Source organism: Noviherbaspirillum sp. (assembly GCF_036563305.1).
Lineage (GTDB): Bacteria > Pseudomonadota > Gammaproteobacteria > Burkholderiales > Burkholderiaceae_D > Noviherbaspirillum.
The window spans coordinates 241786-257557 of sequence record NZ_DATCMQ010000011.1 but is presented as its reverse complement, the minus strand read 5'-3'; the positions used below and the strand labels follow the sequence as shown (position 1 = coordinate 257557).

Annotated in this window: 14 protein-coding genes; 4 read left to right on the top strand and 10 right to left on the bottom strand. The window is 66.2% G+C overall.

Annotation, left to right across the window (positions count from 1 at the left end):
- Window positions 1–51: 51 nt before the first annotated feature.
- The 7 genes from ampD to VIM12_RS09180 all read right to left on the bottom strand — a co-directional run bounded on the left by ampD (window position 52) and on the right by VIM12_RS09180 (window position 8140).
- On the bottom strand, window positions 52–636 hold the full coding sequence (gene ampD, locus VIM12_RS09210; RefSeq protein WP_331941313.1) for a 1,6-anhydro-N-acetylmuramyl-L-alanine amidase AmpD: 585 nt from the start codon (window positions 634–636) through the stop codon (window positions 52–54).
- Window positions 633–2108 (bottom strand): sigma-54 dependent transcriptional regulator, encoded by a 1476-nt coding sequence (locus tag VIM12_RS09205; protein WP_331941312.1) that lies wholly within the window; start codon window positions 2106–2108, stop codon window positions 633–635. Before VIM12_RS09205 ends, ampD begins: the two co-directional genes overlap by 4 nt.
- Before the next feature lie 19 nt (window positions 2109–2127).
- Window positions 2128–3816 carry a sensor histidine kinase gene (locus VIM12_RS09200; protein ID WP_331941311.1) on the bottom strand — a complete coding sequence of 563 codons (1689 nt, stop codon included), beginning with the start codon at window positions 3814–3816 and terminating at the stop codon, window positions 2128–2130.
- Between the two features lie 33 nt (window positions 3817–3849).
- Window positions 3850–4119: a PP0621 family protein gene (locus tag VIM12_RS09195; protein ID WP_331941310.1), complete on the bottom strand. Its 270-nt coding sequence runs from the start codon at window positions 4117–4119 to the stop codon at window positions 3850–3852.
- Window positions 4116–4925, bottom strand: a complete 810-nt coding sequence (locus VIM12_RS09190) for a cytochrome C assembly family protein (protein ID WP_331941363.1) — start codon at window positions 4923–4925, stop codon at window positions 4116–4118. The genes VIM12_RS09195 and VIM12_RS09190 overlap by 4 nt, the downstream gene beginning before the upstream one ends.
- An 82-nt stretch (window positions 4926–5007) precedes the next feature.
- Complete coding sequence (locus VIM12_RS09185) at window positions 5008–6348, bottom strand: sigma-54 dependent transcriptional regulator (protein ID WP_331941309.1); 1341 nt, start codon at window positions 6346–6348, stop codon at window positions 5008–5010.
- Window positions 6335–8140, bottom strand: a complete 1806-nt coding sequence (locus tag VIM12_RS09180; RefSeq protein ID WP_331941308.1) for a sensor histidine kinase — start codon at window positions 8138–8140, stop codon at window positions 6335–6337. The genes VIM12_RS09185 and VIM12_RS09180 overlap by 14 nt, the downstream gene beginning before the upstream one ends.
- A gap of 200 nt (window positions 8141–8340) precedes the next feature.
- On the opposite strand from VIM12_RS09180, the gene ffh reads away from it, so the two are divergent.
- Complete coding sequence (ffh, locus tag VIM12_RS09175) at window positions 8341–9708, top strand: signal recognition particle protein (RefSeq protein WP_331941307.1); 1368 nt, start codon at window positions 8341–8343, stop codon at window positions 9706–9708.
- A gap of 515 nt (window positions 9709–10223) precedes the next feature.
- Window positions 10224–10736, top strand: a complete 513-nt coding sequence (locus VIM12_RS09170; RefSeq protein ID WP_220807129.1) for an SWIB/MDM2 domain-containing protein — start codon at window positions 10224–10226, stop codon at window positions 10734–10736.
- A 145-nt stretch (window positions 10737–10881) separates the two neighbouring features.
- Here the strand turns inward: VIM12_RS09170 and VIM12_RS09165 are convergent, their stop codons facing one another.
- Both VIM12_RS09165 and VIM12_RS09160 read right to left on the bottom strand, forming a co-directional pair.
- Window positions 10882–11493: a lytic transglycosylase domain-containing protein gene (locus VIM12_RS09165; protein ID WP_414691772.1), complete on the bottom strand. Its 612-nt coding sequence runs from the start codon at window positions 11491–11493 to the stop codon at window positions 10882–10884.
- Between the two features lie 3 nt (window positions 11494–11496).
- Entirely contained in the window at window positions 11497–13221 is a 1725-nt protein-coding gene (locus VIM12_RS09160) for a proline--tRNA ligase (protein ID WP_331941306.1), read from the bottom strand.
- A 198-nt stretch (window positions 13222–13419) separates the two neighbouring features.
- Here VIM12_RS09160 and VIM12_RS09155 point away from each other — a divergent pair, with 198 nt between their 5' ends.
- Window positions 13420–14001: an RNA pyrophosphohydrolase gene (locus VIM12_RS09155; protein WP_331941305.1), complete on the top strand. Its 582-nt coding sequence runs from the start codon at window positions 13420–13422 to the stop codon at window positions 13999–14001.
- A gap of 5 nt (window positions 14002–14006) precedes the next feature.
- On the top strand, window positions 14007–14591 hold the full coding sequence (locus VIM12_RS09150) for a CNP1-like family protein (protein WP_331941304.1): 585 nt from the start codon (window positions 14007–14009) through the stop codon (window positions 14589–14591).
- A 30-nt stretch (window positions 14592–14621) separates the two neighbouring features.
- Here VIM12_RS09150 and proB read toward each other — a convergent pair whose 3' ends face one another.
- A complete protein-coding gene (gene proB, locus VIM12_RS09145) occupies window positions 14622–15743 on the bottom strand; it encodes a glutamate 5-kinase (RefSeq protein ID WP_331941303.1) in 1122 nt (373 codons plus the stop codon).
- Window positions 15744–15772: the final 29 nt, after the last annotated feature.

The following is a 15772-nucleotide window of genomic DNA, read 5'->3' as shown; positions in this document are numbered from 1 at the left end:
GTGGATTCCGCAAGCATTCCGCCCCCTTCACGGGTTGACTTTTCGTCGAAGTCAGGCGGGAAAATCGAGCGGGAGGCGCTGCTCTTTTTGAATCAAGGACTTGCGATAGCGCACCCAATCGAAGCAGGGACCGGGATCGGTCTTGCGACCGGGAGCGATGTGCTCGTGACCTGTGACCGCAGTCAGGGGATACCGCGCGCGCAGTGCCGTTGTCAGCGATGCAAGGGCGGCATACTGCGCGTCCTCGAACGGGTCGACGTCGGTTCCCTCGAGCTCGATGCCGATCGAGAAGTCATTGCAGCGTTCTCGTCCGCGGAAGGAAGAAGCGCCGGCATGCCACGCGCGCTGGTCCGCCGACACGAACTGCATCACCTCGCCGTCGCGCCGTATCAGAAAGTGCGCGGAGACGCGCAGCGCGCGCAGCTGGTCGAAATAGGGATGCAGGTCGCAATCGAGGCAATTGCCGAACAGGTCCGCAATGAACGGCCCGCCGAACTGGCCGGGAGGCAGGCTGATGTTGTGGATCACCAGCAGGTCGATCTCGGTCCCGGGGCTGCGCGCATCGAAGTTGGGTGAGGCCAGGCGGGTGACGTCGGCCGCCCAGCCGGTTTCGTCGATATGGAAGTGCGTGCTCATTCGGGTTCGTGGATGGCAAGCCGCTGCATCCGGTAGCGCAGCTGGCGGAAGCTGATGCCCAGCAGTTCGGCGGCCTGCGTGCGGTTGAAGTTGGTGCGCGCCAGCGCGCGCAGGATGATTTCCCGTTCGACCATGTCCAGGTGCTCCGGCAGCGACGATGGCAGGTCGGACGATGGTCCTGCCGCCGCGCTTGCCGCGGCGGCAGTCGATGCCGATGCCGATGCCGGTGCCGATGCCGGTGCGGCGGGCGTCGTTGCGGCGACAGGCGCTGCCTCCGGCGGGACCGCAGCAGGCGCCACGCCCGCAACAGCGGGTGGCGGCGGCGCCGCGCGCAGCGCAAGGTCGGCCGGTTCGATGACGCCGTCATTGGCGAAGGCCAGCGCCCGTTCGAGGATATTCTCGAGCTCGCGCACGTTGCCCGGGAAAGCGTAGCCGCGCAAAGCCTGCAGCGCGGCGGGAGAGAGCGTCGCCCGCGGTCCGGGGGACGACAGCCGCGCGAGGATGGTGTCGGCAAGCAGGCCGACATCCTCCAGCCGCTCCCGCAGCGGCGGCAGGCGCAACTCGATCACGTTCAGCCGGTAGAAGAGATCCTGGCGGAACCGGCCCTTCTCGACGCACTCCGCGAGGTTCTGATGGGTGGCGCTGACCAGCCGCACGTCCACCGGATCCTCCGTGGTGGCCCCGACCTTCCGCACCCGGCGCTCCTGTATGGCGCGCAGCAGCTTGACTTGCATCGCCAACGGCAGGTCGGCGACCTCGTCAAGCATCAGCGTGCCGCCGTTGGCCGCCTGGAAGAAGCCGTCGCGGTCATCGGCCGCACCGGTGAACGCCCCCTTCCGGTAGCCAAAGAACTCGGCTTCCACCAGGGCCTCCGGAATGGCCCCGCAGTTGACCGCGACAAAAGGCTTGTCGGCCCGCGCGCTGTGGGCATGGATGTCGCGTGCCGCGAGTTCCTTGCCGCTGCCGGACTCGCCGGTGATCGCCACTGGCGCCATGCTGCGCGCCAGGCGGGCAATCTGCGCGCGCAGCTCGTGCATCAGGGGCGACTCGCCGACCAGGCGGGAGGCCGGGGGTCGCGCCCCCGTCTCGCCCGCCTCGACCTTGCCGGACACCCGCAGTGCCGACTGCACCAGCAGGCGCAACTGATCCAGGCCGACCGGCTTGGACAGGTAGTCGAAGGCGCCGGCCTTCAGCGCCGCGACCGCATTGTCGGTGCTGCCGAAAGCGGTGATCACCGCGATCGGCGTGCTTCGCTGGCCACTCGTCACCTCGCGGACCAGTTCGATGCCGGAGCCGTCCGGCAATCGCATGTCGGTCAGCGCCAGCGCATATTCATGCCGGGCGAGGCAATCGCGCGCCGCCGCCAGGTTTTCGGCCGTGTCGACGTCGAGGCCCATCCGCACGAGCGTAATTTCCAGCAACTCGCGCAAGTCGGCTTCGTCGTCGACAACCAGGATACGGGGAGCAGTCATGTTGGCATTTCAGTTTGCATCAGACGGCGCCGCCGATGGCGCCGAAGGTGATCACGAATCGTCCGCCCGGCTGTCCGTCGCCGAGGACGTCGGTGCGGTATTCATAGTCGAGCATCGCCCCGTTATTCAAGCACAGTTCGCGCGCAAGGTAGAGCCCGAGCCCGGTGCCGCGGCTGGACGTGGTGTAGAAGGGTTCGAACAGGTGCGCCCTGACTTCCGGGGAAATCGGCGGACCGTCGTCCTGGACATGCAGCTCGAGGCGGCCGGGCTTCGGCGCCACCGCATGCACCCGGATGCTGCCGGGACGGGCACTGGCATACCGCAGCGCATTGGTCAGCAGGTTTACGAGGACCTCGCGCAGGTGCATCGGGTCGAAGCGCACCTGATACTGGAACATATCGCCCAGGTGGATCTTGTCGTGCTCGATCTTGTGCACTTCCCGGAACTCGGCGAGCAGGTCCGCGAGCCAGGGGCCGAGCAGCACCGGGTCCCCGTGCGGCTGCGCCTTACGCGACAACCGCAGGATGTCCTCGATCATGCGGTTCAAGCGCACCGCGTTGTCACTGATGATCCGCAGCAGCCGCGCCTGCGGCCCCTGCGCCATGTCTTCCGCCAGCAGCGACGCCGCGTGCGAGATGGCCGACAACGGGTTGCGCACTTCATGGGCGATGCTGGCCGTCAGGCGTCCCATCGACGCCAGCTTGAGCTGCTGCGCCCGGTTTTCGATCTCGCTCACGTCCTGCAGGAAGATGACAGTGCGGCGGTCGGGCAATCCGGGGGTCTGCACGCCGGCAAAGCGCAGCTTCAGGTGCAGCACGTAGCTGCGGACCGCATCGCTGCCCGTCATCGGAGCAAGGGCGTCTTCCGGCTTGATCATCACATACGCGGCCTTGTCATCGCCCGCCGCGTCGTGCCGGCCGTCGCGCCAGGCGCCGAAGGCCTCCGCGATCGGCGCCAGCGCCGTCGCATTGTGCAGCGATTGCAGCGAATGGCCGAGCGCCAGCGGCAGCCCCAGCATGCGTTCGGCGGCCGGGTTGCCGGCGTACACCTCGCCCTGCGCGCCGACCACGAGTATGCCGTCGGTCATGTCGGCAATCACGATGCGGTTGACCGCTTCCTGCAGCCGCAAGTCCTGCCCGCGCTGCGCGGCCAGGTCCTCTTCCTTGATCAGGCGCGCGGCGAGCCGGTTGACCAGGAAAATCGCGGCGAAGAACGCGGCGCCATACAGGCCGGCCTGCGATGCCAGAACCTCGTCCGCCGCCTGCAGCAGCTGGTACCCGCTTTCCGCCAGCAGCAGCAGGGTCACCACCGAGACGAAGAACAGCGCCAGGACCAGCGGCGCCAGGATGGCCGCGCCGGCGAGCGGAAACAGGTAGAGGATGGCCAGGCCGCTGCGGGCGCCTCCGGCCATGACATATAGCAGGGAGATTGCCGCCAGGTCGACCACGATCTGCGCCAGCAGCTGCCACATGAAGCGTCGGCGGTAGGTCGCCACCATCGCTGCGAAGCCTGCCGCGAGCAGCAGGTAAGCGACGCAGGTATGCCAGTCGAGCGGTCCTGCGACGGGCCGGTCGCCCTTGATCTGGTTGAAGGCGACGTAGACAAGCAGCACTACCGCAATGACCACCCGGGTAGCACAGAAGGTCTGCAGCGTCCGCCAGAAAGTGTCACGGGTATCGGGGACGGAAGCTACGGCGGGATGCTTCATCGGTGTCCGCAAATGCCGGTGACGCGGGCGGCGTCAGGCGCCGGCATGCTGCAGCCGATGCTGTTCGGAACAGAACACTGCCCCGGAAGGGGCGAACACCGCGTCGGACTCAGGAAAGTGCGCGCCGCAATGCGCGCACTGCCGCATCGCTTCAACGTCGGCCGCCTGCTGCCGCGAAGGCTGGGAATCGCGCGACGGCGATTGCTGCGAACGTTGCGATTGCTGCGCGCCGCCGCGCGCCCGCAGCCGGCCGAGCAGGTACAGAACGACGACCACGAACAGGACCAGCAGCAGGATCCTCATGCCACGCTCCGGTGCAGCACCACTTCCAGCACGAAACGGCTGCCGACGTAGGCCAGCAACAGCGTGGCGAAGCCGGTGAGCGTGAAACGCAGCGCGGTCTTCCCGCGCCAGCCGCGCCATGCCCGACCGGCGAGCAGGGCGCCGAACAGGAGCCAGGACAGCATGGTGAACGCATTCTTGTGATCCCACTTGAACGGCGTGCCGAATAACTGCTCGGAGAACCCGATGCCGGAAACCACGGTCAGGGTCAGCAGGCCGAAGCCGAACGCGATCAGGCGGAACAGCAGCTTTTCCATTGTCAGCAAGGCCGGCAGCCGGTCGATCGCCTTCGCCAGCCAGCCGCCCTGCGATGCGTCGGCCGGCGCATGCAACCGGGACTCCTGCAGCACCATCAGCACCGCGTGGAATGCGGCGATGGTCAGCGTGCTGTATGCGAGGATCGCAATGGCGACATGCCAGGGAAACAGCGACGACTTGCCTTCCAGCGGAACCAGGGAGCCGGGAAACAAGGCCGGCAGGATCACCGCCGCCGCCGCGCAGGGAAGCACCAGCACGCGCAGGCCGTCCAGGGAAAGATTGCGGTTTTCCAGCCAGTACGCGGCGACCGAAATCCAGAGCGTTGCCGATAGCACCATCGCGAAGCCGATGCGCAAGGAACCAGGGACCACCATGTCCGCCCAGAGCGCGGCACCGTGCAGCACCCAGCCTGCCGCGGTCGCGGCTGAAATCAGGGCGCGCCGTTCGGTCGGCAGCAGGGCGGAGGCGGCGTAGAGCAGCGCCGCCAGTATGAAAAGAAATGTATGCATCATGGATGCGGGTGGTCACCGGAGTTCGAGTTTACACCATGTCCGGGCGCAAACAGTGCCGCGCCTGGTGCCCTTGCCTGCCTCATTCCTGCGCCCTTCCCGTCGCCAGCTGGTATTTCTTCAACTTGTCGTACAGGGTCTTTTTCGGGACGCCGAGCGCGTCCGCGCTCGCCGCCACATTGCCCTGGTTCGCCGCGAGCGCCTCGGCGATCAGCATCCGCTCATAGGCGTCGACCCGCTGCGGCAGGGAATCATCCTGCGCGACGCCGGGCGCCAGGCCGGCGTGTTCGACACCCAGCACCAGGCGGTCGGCGAAGTTGCGCAGTTCACGCACGTTGCCCGGCCAGTCGCGGGCCTGCCAGCCGGCCATCTGCGCGGCGCTCCAGTGCGCCGGCGGACGCTGGTAGCGCGTGGCGGCGGCCTGCACGAAATGGCTCAGCAGCAGCGGGATATCCTCGCGCCGCTCGGCCAGTCTGGGCAGGTCGATGCTGACCACGCCGATGCGGTAATACAGATCCTCGCGAAAGCTGCCTTGCGCACTCAGGGCCAGCAGGTCGGCCTTGCTGGCGGCAATCACGCGGCAGTCGATGGCGATGGGCTGGTTGCTGCCCAGGCGTTCGAGGCGGCGTTCCTGCAGCACCCGCAGCAACTTCACCTGCAGCGCGAGAGGCATCGACTCGATTTCGTCGAGAAATACCGTGCCGCCGTCCGCATGTTCCAGCTTTCCGATGCGTCGTTTCTGGGCGCTGGTGAAGGCCCCGGCCTCATGGCCGAAGATCTCGCTTTCGAACACCGATTCCGGCAACGCCCCGCAGTTGATCGCGACAAATGCACCCTTGCGCCCGCTGGCGGCATGCAGTTGGCGCGCGACGACTTCCTTGCCGGTGCCGGTCTGGCCGTTGATCAGCACGTCCGCAGCGGTGGGACCGACCGCCTGTATCATCGCGCGCACCCGTTCGATGGCCGGGGAATGACCGATCAGCGCGGGCATGTGGGGGTCGTTGCTCCAGGCAGCTTTCAGGCGCCGGTTTTCCAGCACCAGTCGGCGCTTCTCCTGGGCGCGCTTCACCGCTTCCAACAGCGCCTCCGCCGCGAACGGCTTCTCGATGAAATCGTAGGCACCCGCCCGCATCGCCTGCACGGCCATGCCGACGTCGCCATGGCCGGTCAGCAGGATCACCGGAATCTCCGGATCGCAGGCCAGGGCATCCTGCAGCAGGTCCAGGCCCGAGCGGCCCGGAAGCCGCACGTCGCTCACCAGCACGCCCGGAAAATCCGGCGACAGCCTCGGCTTCGCCTCCTCGGCGCTGCCGCAGGCGTGCACCGCAAAGCCGCCAAGCTCCAGCGTCTGCGTTGTCGCCAGGCGGACCGCCTGTTCGTCTTCGACCAGCAATGCCTGGTCGCCGCCTTCACGTTCCGGCACTCGCACCTCCATTTGAATTTGCCTCAGGCGGCACCGGGAGCGGCAGCCGCAGCACGAATTCCGCCCCGCCCTCTTCCCGGTTTCCCGCCTCCAGCCGCCCGTTCATTGCCTGCACGATCGATGAGGAGATCGCGAGCCCGAGGCCCAGCCCCCGCCCGGACGGCTTGGTGGTGAAGAACGGCTCGAACAGGTGGCGCGCGACCTGTTGCGGAATGCCCGGACCGGTGTCCCGGATCCGGACCACCGCCTGCCCGTCCTCGCGCCCCAGCCGCACTTCGACCCGGCGCAGCGCCAGCCCCTCGACCGCGTCGAGCGCGTTGCGCAGGAGATTGATCAGCACCTGTTCGACGCGCACCGAGTCGCCTAGCACCACGATACTTTCCCGCGCATCGATGTCGAGCGATACCTCCTGGCGCCGGAATTCATTCTCTAGGAGCATGGCCGACGCCCGCACCGCCTGCCCCAGGTCGACTTCCGCCACGGCATCGCCGTGCTTGCGGGCGAAGCCCTTGAGCTGACCGACGATGGCGCCCATGCGCGCGCTGGCGGCGGCGATATGCGACAGGTTTTCCTGCGCCTTGTCCGCCTGCCCGCGCCCCAGGAAGGTGACGGCATTGTCGGCGAACGCCCGGATGGCGGCCAGCGGCTGGTTGAGCTCGTGGGTCACGCCCGCCGCCATCTGGCCCAGCATGGCCAGCTTGCCGGCCTGTACCAGCTCGTCCTGGGTGGAGCGCAGCAGCTGCTCGGCATGCTTGAGCTTGGCGTACTTCGTCTGCAGTTCCTCGGTGCGCTGCGCGATCTTCTGCTCGAGCTCGTCCGCCGCGCGCTGCAGCGCCCGCCGCGAAGCCTGCTGTTCCTCCAGCCGGCGCCGCCTCTGCTGCAGCGCCATCAATGACACGGCGGCGACGGCAAGCAGCAGGGCCGTGGCCAGCGCGGACAGCAACCCGCTGCGCAAGGCGCGGCTCGAAGATGGAAACAGCATCAACTCCCATCCAAGCCGGCCGACCGGCGTGCCGACGCGATCGCCCGGCCCGCTGCCCAGTCCGGCGGCCAGCGCGGCAATCGGCAGGATCTGCTGCCCGGCATATTGCAGCGTACCGACCAGGCGGCGCTGCTCCGGCGGCTCGAGCGGACGCAAGCTGTGATAGCGCCACTCCGGACGGCTGCTGAGAAACACGACGCCGCGCTGATCGGCCAGCGCGATGGGTTCCGCGCTGCTGCGCCAGGTCTGCTCAAAGTCGGCAAGGCTGATCTTGACCGCGATGACCCCGGCGGGCATGCCGTCGCGGCTGCCGCGGTAGACCGGCTGCGCAATGAAGTAGCCAGGCTCCCCGGTGGCGCTGCCGATCCCGTAGAACCGGCCTGCACCGCCGGCCGCCGCGTCCCGGAAATAAGGACGGTAGGCGAAGTTCTTGCCGACGAAACTGATGGGCTCGTTCCAGTTACTGGAGGACAGCGTCAGGCCCTCGCCGTCCATCAGGTAGATGGCGCTGACCCTGGCCTGCCGCTGTATCGTCTGCAGCGTCTGGTTGAGACGGGCGAGCAGTGCCGCGTCGCCGGGGTGCTCCAGCGCCTGCGCCAGGTCGGGATGAAAGGAAAGCGCAAAAGGCAGGGTCTCGAAACGTTCGAGCACCGATTCGAGGTCGAGGGCAATGATCTGCAACTGGCGGCGTGCGGCGTCATGGCTCTCCTGGCGCGCCCTGCCGGCGGCCAGCAGGTAGACACTGCAGACGACGAGCAGCGCCAGCGCGGCGGCGAGCGCGATCCAGACCACGTGTTTTGCCGGTTTCATCCGTTAGCTGCACCCATGCTTGCCGCGGCCGGTGGCGCGCGAGCGCCAATATTACCCTCTGCACACATCAAACCGCGAGCGCGGGCTGTCCCGGGTGTGGCGCTGGCGCGGCTGCCAGTCGCCATCGGGTAGAATGAAGACCTGTCCGCGATGCGCCGATCTCCCTGCCGTCGCCCCCATCTCTTGACACTATTTCATCCATGCTCGACAACCTGACTCAACGACTGGCGAAAGTCGTCAAAACCATGCGCGGCGAAGCCCGCCTGACCGAATCGAACACTGCCGAGATGCTGCGCGAGGTGCGGCTGGCGCTGCTGGAGGCGGACGTCGCACTGCCGGCAGTGCGCGAGTTCATCGCCCGGGTGAAGGAAAAGGCGATGGGCGAAGAGGTGATAGGTTCGCTCACCCCTGGCCAGGCGCTGGTCGGGGTGGTGCAGCGCGAACTGGCCGGGATCATGGGCGCCGACCTCGGGCCCGAGGCCAGCCAGCTGAACCTGGCGACCCAGCCGCCGGCCGTGATCCTGATGGCCGGCCTGCAGGGCGCCGGCAAGACGACGACCGTCGGCAAGCTCGCCAAGTACCTGAAGGAACAGAAAAGGAAGAAGGTGCTGACGGTCTCCGCGGACGTCTACCGGCCGGCGGCAATCAGCCAGCTGCAGACGGTGGCCGGTCAGGTCGGCGCCGATTTCTTTCCTTCCGCCGCGACCGACAAGCCGGTCGACATCGGGCTTGCCGCGCTGGACCACGCACGCCGCCACTACCACGACGTGCTGATCGTCGACACCGCCGGCCGGCTCGGCATCGACGAGGCGATGATGCAGGAGATCGCCGCGCTGCATGCGGCGCTCAAGCCGATCGAAACCCTGTTCGTGGTCGACGCCATGCTCGGCCAGGACGCAATCAACACCGCCAAGGCGTTCAACGAGGCTTTGCCGCTGACCGGCGTCGTCCTCACCAAGCTCGACGGCGATGCCCGCGGCGGCGCGGCGCTCTCGGTGCGCCATGTCACCGGCAAACCGGTGAAGTTCGCCGGCGTTGCCGAGAAGCTGGACGGCCTCGAGGCGTTCGATCCGAACCGGATGGCCAACCGCATCCTGGGGATGGGCGACATCCTGGCGCTGGTCGAGGAAGCCAGAAAGGGCGTCGACGTCGAGGCCGCCAAGGACCTGGCGGACAAGATCAAGGGTGGCGGCAAGTTCGACCTGAACGACTTCAAGGCGCAGCTCAGCCAGATGAAGAAGATGGGCGGCCTCTCCGGCCTGATGGACAAGCTGCCGGCGCAGTTCCAGCAGGCCGCGGGCAACGCCGACATGGGCCAGGCGGAGAAGCAGGTGCGCCGGATGGAGGGCATCATCAACTCGATGACGCCCCAGGAGCGGGCCAAGCCGGAGCTGATCAAGGCCTCCCGCAAGCGTCGTATCGCCGCTGGCGCCGGCGTGCAGGTGCAGGAGGTCAACCGCATGCTGTCGCAGTTCGAGCAGATGCAATCCATGATGAAGAAGCTCAAGGGCGGCGGCATGATGAAGATGATGCGGGGGATGAAGGGCATGATGCCCGGCATGCGCTGACCGGACGCCGGCCGCCTCCCCCCTGCCGCCGTCGCTTCCACCCTTCTCCCCTGCCCGGCTTCGTCTGCATCCCCCCCTGGCCTCCCCTGCGGAGGCCTTCCTCCTCCGCTGTGACCGGCGTCACCGGGTACTTCCCCGCCTCCGGCGCAGCGGAGGCTTCGCGGCCTCCCGCTGGCTCCAAGCTTCCCTTCCGGCTCCGCTGCGGACGCCTGCAGCCGGACGTTTTCACTCTCGGAACCAGGCTTTTTCATAGTGGCGGACGCTGCTGCCGGGTCCCATCGCCCGCCCCTCATCGGGCCGGCTTCGCCCTCGTCGCCGCCACCTTTGGTGGCGACACATTTGCGCGAGGCGACCAGGACGGCGGTTTACGCTATGGAGAGCAGGCCGCATCGCTGCCTGCAAATTCGTCTGCAAACGCTTAAAAAACACTTGCATACCTATGAAAACCGCACCACTATTAGCGGTGCGTGAAATGACGCATTTTCCCAACACACTTCTGTGAAGGAGGCCTGAAGATGGCAACAGCCAAAAAACCCGCGGCCAAAGCAGCCGCTAAAAAGCCGGCTGCAAAGAAGGCAGCAGCCAAACCCGCAGCAAAGAAGGCAGCACCCGCAAAGAAGGCAGCAGCCAAGCCGGTAGCAAAGAAGGCAGCAGCAAAACCCGCAGCAAAGAAGGCAGCAGCCAAGCCGGTAGCAAAGAAAGCCGCCCCGGCCAAGAAGGCAGCTCCCGCCAAGAAGCCTGTCGCGAAGAAGGCAGCAGCAAAGCCGAAGACCCCGCGCAAACCGAACGCCGCGTTCATGAAGCCGTTGACGCCGTCCGCCACGCTGGGTGCAGTGATCGGTGCGAACCCGCTGCCGCGTACTGAAGTCACCAAGAAGGTCTGGGACTACATCAAGAAGAACAAGCTGCAGGATGATGCGAACAAGCGCATGATCAATGCAGACGACAAGCTGAAAGCTGTGTTTGGCGGAAAGAAGCAAGTGTCCATGTTCGAAATGACCAAACTCATTTCCAACCACCTGCAATAATCTCTCTTTCCAGAGGCCAAACAAAAACGCCCGCATCGCGCGGGCGTTTTTGTTGATGCCTCCCTCTGCAGGGTTCCCTCTGCAGGGTTCCCTCTGCAAGCGTCCCTCCGTAGGCTTCACCACCGAGGCGTCGCCGGGCTGCCGGCTACTGCGCAAATTCCCAGCGCTTCCACGCGCCAAGCACCATGTTTGGATACTCCGGCCGGCCGCGGCTGCCGTTGTAGCGGCCGAGCGCAAGGTAGAGATTGCCCTTCTCCATATCGAGATACAGCCGGAGGATGGCACAGCCGTAGCGCAGGTTGGTCTGCATGTGGAACAGCTTCCTGCGGTCGCCGTCGCCGATCACCCGCGTCCAGAACGGCATCACCTGCATGTAGCCGTGGGCGCCGGCATGCGACACCGCGTACTTGCGGAATCCGGATTCGACCTGGATCAGCCCCAGCACCATCGAAGGATCGAGTCCGGCCCGTCGCGATTCATACCAGACCGTCTGCAGGAATTCGCGCCTGACCTGGGTGTCCGGCATCCGCTTCTTCAGGCGCTCCGACATCTCGCCTATCCAGTTCAGGTACTTGATGCGCTCTTCGATGGTCGCGAACTCCGGGCGCGGAGGTCGGGGATCGGTGATGGCGCGCGACAGTGCCAGCCGGACCGAATCGCCCAGCGCCTCTTCCTTCTGGTTGCCGCCGTGCGCGACAGCGGCGCAAAGCGTGAGCGCCGCCGCGATCAGCAGGCGGCGCACTGCGGCGGACGGCACCGCTCAGGCCGCCAGCCTGGCCTGCACGAACGCCGCCATTTCGGCGACCGGAACCGGGGTGGCGGACGCATCGCGGCGCCCCTGGTACTCCAGCTGGCCCTCCTTCAGGCCGCGCTCGCCCACCACGACGCGGTGCGGCACGCCGATCAGTTCCCAGTCGGCGAACATCACGCCCGGCCGCTCTCCACGGTCGTCGAGGATGACGTCCACGCCCGCTGCCTGCAACGCAGCATACAACCGGTCGGTCTCGGCCTTCACCGCCTCACTGCGGTCATAGCCCATCGGGCAGAGCACCACCTCGAACGGGGCAATGGCGCGCGGCCAGATGATGCCCCTGTCGTCGAAATTCTGTTCGATTGCGGCGCCGAGAATGCGGGTCACGCCGATCCCGTAGCAACCCATCTGCAGCAGCTGCGGCTTGCCGTTCTCATCCAGGAAGGTCGCCTTCATGTCCTCGGAATAGCGGGTACCGAGCTGGAACACGTGGCCGACCTCGATGCCGCGCTGGATCGCCAGTGCGCCCTTTCCGTCCGGGGACGGGTCGCCCGCGACCACGTTGCGCAGGTCGGCCACCTGCGGTTCGGGCAGGTCGCGTCCCCAGTTTGCTCCGGTGAAGTGGAAGTCCTCCTCGTTCGCGCCGCAGACGAAATCGCTCATCGCGGCGACGCTGCGGTCGGCGACGACCCGTACCGGCTTCCTGGTGCCGATCGGACCAAGGTAGCCTGGCTTGGTGCCGAACCATTCGACGATCTCGGCCTCGCTGGCAAAACGGTAGCCGCCGAGACCAGGGACCTTGGACGCCTTGACCTCGTTGAGTTCGTGGTCGCCGCGCAGCAGCAGCAGCCAGATTTCCTTCCCGGCTTCCTCGCGCTCGACCGCCAGCACGATCGACTTCACCGTCTGCTGCAGCGGCAGCCCGAGCAGTTCGGCGACGTGCTCGCACTTCGCCTTGCCGGGCGTCGGCGTCTTCGTCAGTGCCTGCGTTGCCGCACCGCGCGGGGCCGCCGGAGCGACCGCTTCCGCCGCTTCCATGTTGGCTGCATAGCCCGATTCCGGGCAGTAGACCAGCGCGTCCTCGCCGGTGTCGGCGATCACGTGGAACTCATGCGAGCCGGAGCCGCCGATGGCGCCATTGTCGGCCGCCACGGCCCGGAACTGCAGCCCGAAGCGGTCGAAGATGCGCACGTACGCGTCGTACATGACCTGGTAGGACCGCTGCATGCCGGCGACGTCGCGGTCGAACGAGTAGGCATCCTTCATCGTGAATTCGCGGCCGCGCATCAGGCCGAACCGCGGACGGCGCTCATCGCGGAACTTGGTCTGGATATGGTAGAAGTTGATCGGCAGCTGCCGGTAGGACTTGATGTCACTGCGCACCACATCGGTGATCACCTCCTCCGACGTCGGCTGGATCGCGTAGTCGCGGCCGTGCCGGTCCTTCACCCGCATCAGCTCCGGGCCCATCTTGTCCCAGCGCCCGGTCTCCTGCCACATCTCCGCGGGCTGCACCACCGGCATCAGGAGCTCGACCGCGCCGGACCGGTTCATCTCCTCGCGAATGATGTTTTCCACCTTCCGGATAATCCGCAGGCCCATCGGCATGTAGGTATAGATGCCCGAGCCGAGGCGCTTGATCATCCCGGCCCGCATCATCAGCTTGTGACTGACGATTTCGGCGTCCGACGGGGCTTCTTTTAGGGTAGAAATAAAAAATCGTGATGCACGCATGGAGGTGAATTCTTTTTAAAAAGAGAGGGTTATAATCGACTCAATTTTAAAGGATTAGCTGGCTGATGCGCCCATTCAGGACACATTTGGTTCCGCTGCTGCCGGTCTGCAGTCATGGCACGACGACAGCAACGAATCCCCGATGAAAAAATCGCAAGAATGAGGACCATCTAGCCGCAGAAAGTTTTGAGGTGCAACATGCTGGATCGTGAAGGCTTTCGCCCGAACGTCGGCATTATCCTGCTCAACTCGCGCAACGAGGTGTGGTGGGGAAAAAGGGTGCGTGAACATTCGTGGCAGTTCCCTCAAGGGGGCATCAAGTTCGGCGAGACACCCGAGCAGGCGATGTTCCGCGAACTCGAAGAAGAAGTCGGCCTGAAGGCCGAGCACGTGAAAATCATCGGCCGTACGCGCGACTGGCTGCGCTACGAGGTGCCGGACCGCTTCATCAAGCGCGAGGTGCGTGGCCATTACCGTGGCCAGAAGCAGATCTGGTTCCTGCTGCGCATGGTCGGCCGCGACTGCGACATCAACCTGCGCTGCACCGACCATCCGGAGTTCGACGCCTGGCGCTGGCACGACTACTGGGTCCCGCTCGACGTCGTCATCGAGTTCAAGCGCGACGTCTACCAGAAGGCATTGCAGGAGCTTTCCCGCTTCCTGCAGCGCCCGTCCGCAGGCAGCACCGTGCGGCACGGCGCGCGCTACCTGCGCCAGAACCATGCCGGCCGCATCAGCGCCGACCTGCCGCATCCTGCCGTCAAACCAAAAACTGAATGAACCACATGCCGCAACAACATGATTCAGCTCCGGCGCACGATGGCGCCTCGGGGACCCGCTCCCGCCTCGCCGCCGCCGGGCTGACTGCCGTCATTCTTCTCGGATGGAGTGGCGCGCATGCGCAGTCCCGCTTCGAGGAAGAGTTCGACGACGAGGAAAAGCCCTGGCAGGAAATCGCGGTGCAGTTGCCGCAGGCTCCGCAGCAGCAAAACCTGGCGCCGTTGTTCGTCAGCGCTGTCGCCACCCAGAAGTTCGAGGTCGACACCAGCTCGATCACCGTCGGCGAAGACGGCGTGATCCGCTATGTGCTCGTCGCGACCAGCGAGGGAGGCGCGCGCAACGTGAGTTTCGAGGGTATCCGGTGTGCGACCTACGAGCGCAAGCTGTATGCGTTTGGCCAGCCTGACGGCAGCTGGTCGCGGTCCCGGCGGGACAAGTGGGAACTGATCACCGGCAATGCCGTGAACCGGCAGCATGCGGCGCTGGCCAAGGAGTATTTCTGCGACCTGAAGACAATCGCAGGCAACGCGCGCGACATGGCAGACCGGCTGCGCTACCAGCGTCCGCTGACCGTCCAGGTCTATCGCTGACCCCGGTGCGGCAGCGAGCCGCAGGTTCTCCTACAGCAGCACCATGTTGTCCCGGTGGATCAGCTCGGTCTCTTCGACGAAGCCGAGGATCGCCATGATCTCGGTGGACGGACGGCGCATGATGCGGCGGGCATCGGAACTCGAATAGTTGCTGATGCCGCGGGCGACCGGGCGCCCCTGTTCGTCGATGCAGGTGATGACGTCGCCGCGGCCGAATTCACCGGCCACTTCCACCACCCCGATCGGCAGCAGCGACTTGCCCTCCGCGGTCAGCTTCTGCACCGCGCCCGCATCCAGCACGACCCTGCCTGCGGTCTGCAGGTGGTCGGCCATCCATTGCTTGCGTGCGGTCAGCTGCGCGGTCTGGGCCGTGAGCTGCGTGCCGATCGACTCGCCTGCAGCCAGCCTGGTCAGCACCCGGTCCTCGCGGCCCCAGGCAATGACGGTATGGGCGCCCGACGTCGCAGCGCGCTTAGCGGCCAGGATCTTCGTGAGCATGCCGCCACGGCCGATGCCCGTGCCGGCGCCGCCCGCCATTGCCTCCAGGGCCGGGTCGCCCGCCTTCGCGACGTGCACGAACTCCGCATCCGCATGCCTGCGCGGATCCGCGGTGTACAGCCCGCGCTGGTCGGTCAGGATGATCAGGGCGTCGCCTTCGATCAGGTTCGCGACCAGCGCGCCCAGCGTGTCGTTGTCGCCGAACTTGATCTCATCGGTGACCACCGTGTCGTTCTCATTGATGATTGGCACGACCCCCAGCCGCAGCAGCGTGAACAGGGTGGAGCGCGCGTTCAGGTAACGCTCGCGGTCCGCCAGGTCCGCGTGGGTCAGCAGGACCTGCGCGGTGCGCAGGTCGTGGCGCCGGAAGCTCGTCTCATAGATTTGCGCCAGGCCCATCTGCCCCACCGCCGCACACGCCTGCAGTTCGTGGATCCCGGTCGGGCGCTTGTCGAAGCCGAGGCGCTGCATGCCTTCGGCCACCGCACCGGAGCTGACCAGCACCACCTGCTTGCCCAGAGCGCGCAGCTGGGCAATCTGTTCGGCCCACTTGGCAATGGCTGCATGGTCCAGCCCCTTGCCGTCGTTGGTGACGAGCGACGAGCCGACCTTGATGATGATGCGTCTGGCTTTCTGGATGACGGAGGTATTCATGTTCTTGTCGGCGGGCGCTGGCGCGCCCC

Excerpts from the sequence above, each read along its gene's own strand:
- ampD (WP_331941313.1), bottom strand. The coding sequence starts at position 636 with ATGAGCACGCACTTCCATATCGACGAAACCGGCTGGGCGGCCGACGTC.
- VIM12_RS09205 (WP_331941312.1), bottom strand. The coding sequence starts at position 2,108 with ATGACTGCTCCCCGTATCCTGGTTGTCGACGACGAAGCCGACTTGCGC.
- VIM12_RS09200 (WP_331941311.1), bottom strand. The coding sequence starts at position 3,816 with ATGAAGCATCCCGCCGTAGCTTCCGTCCCCGATACCCGTGACACTTTC.
- VIM12_RS09195 (WP_331941310.1), bottom strand. The coding sequence starts at position 4,119 with ATGAGGATCCTGCTGCTGGTCCTGTTCGTGGTCGTCGTTCTGTACCTG.
- VIM12_RS09190 (WP_331941363.1), bottom strand. The coding sequence starts at position 4,925 with ATGCATACATTTCTTTTCATACTGGCGGCGCTGCTCTACGCCGCCTCC.
- VIM12_RS09180 (WP_331941308.1), bottom strand. The coding sequence starts at position 8,140 with ATGAAACCGGCAAAACACGTGGTCTGGATCGCGCTCGCCGCCGCGCTG.
- ffh (WP_331941307.1), top strand. The coding sequence starts at position 8,341 with ATGCTCGACAACCTGACTCAACGACTGGCGAAAGTCGTCAAAACCATG.
- VIM12_RS09170 (WP_220807129.1), top strand. The coding sequence starts at position 10,224 with ATGGCAACAGCCAAAAAACCCGCGGCCAAAGCAGCCGCTAAAAAGCCG.
- VIM12_RS09160 (WP_331941306.1), bottom strand. The coding sequence starts at position 13,221 with ATGCGTGCATCACGATTTTTTATTTCTACCCTAAAAGAAGCCCCGTCG.
- VIM12_RS09155 (WP_331941305.1), top strand. The coding sequence starts at position 13,420 with ATGCTGGATCGTGAAGGCTTTCGCCCGAACGTCGGCATTATCCTGCTC.
- VIM12_RS09150 (WP_331941304.1), top strand. The coding sequence starts at position 14,007 with ATGCCGCAACAACATGATTCAGCTCCGGCGCACGATGGCGCCTCGGGG.
- proB (WP_331941303.1), bottom strand. The coding sequence starts at position 15,743 with ATGAATACCTCCGTCATCCAGAAAGCCAGACGCATCATCATCAAGGTC.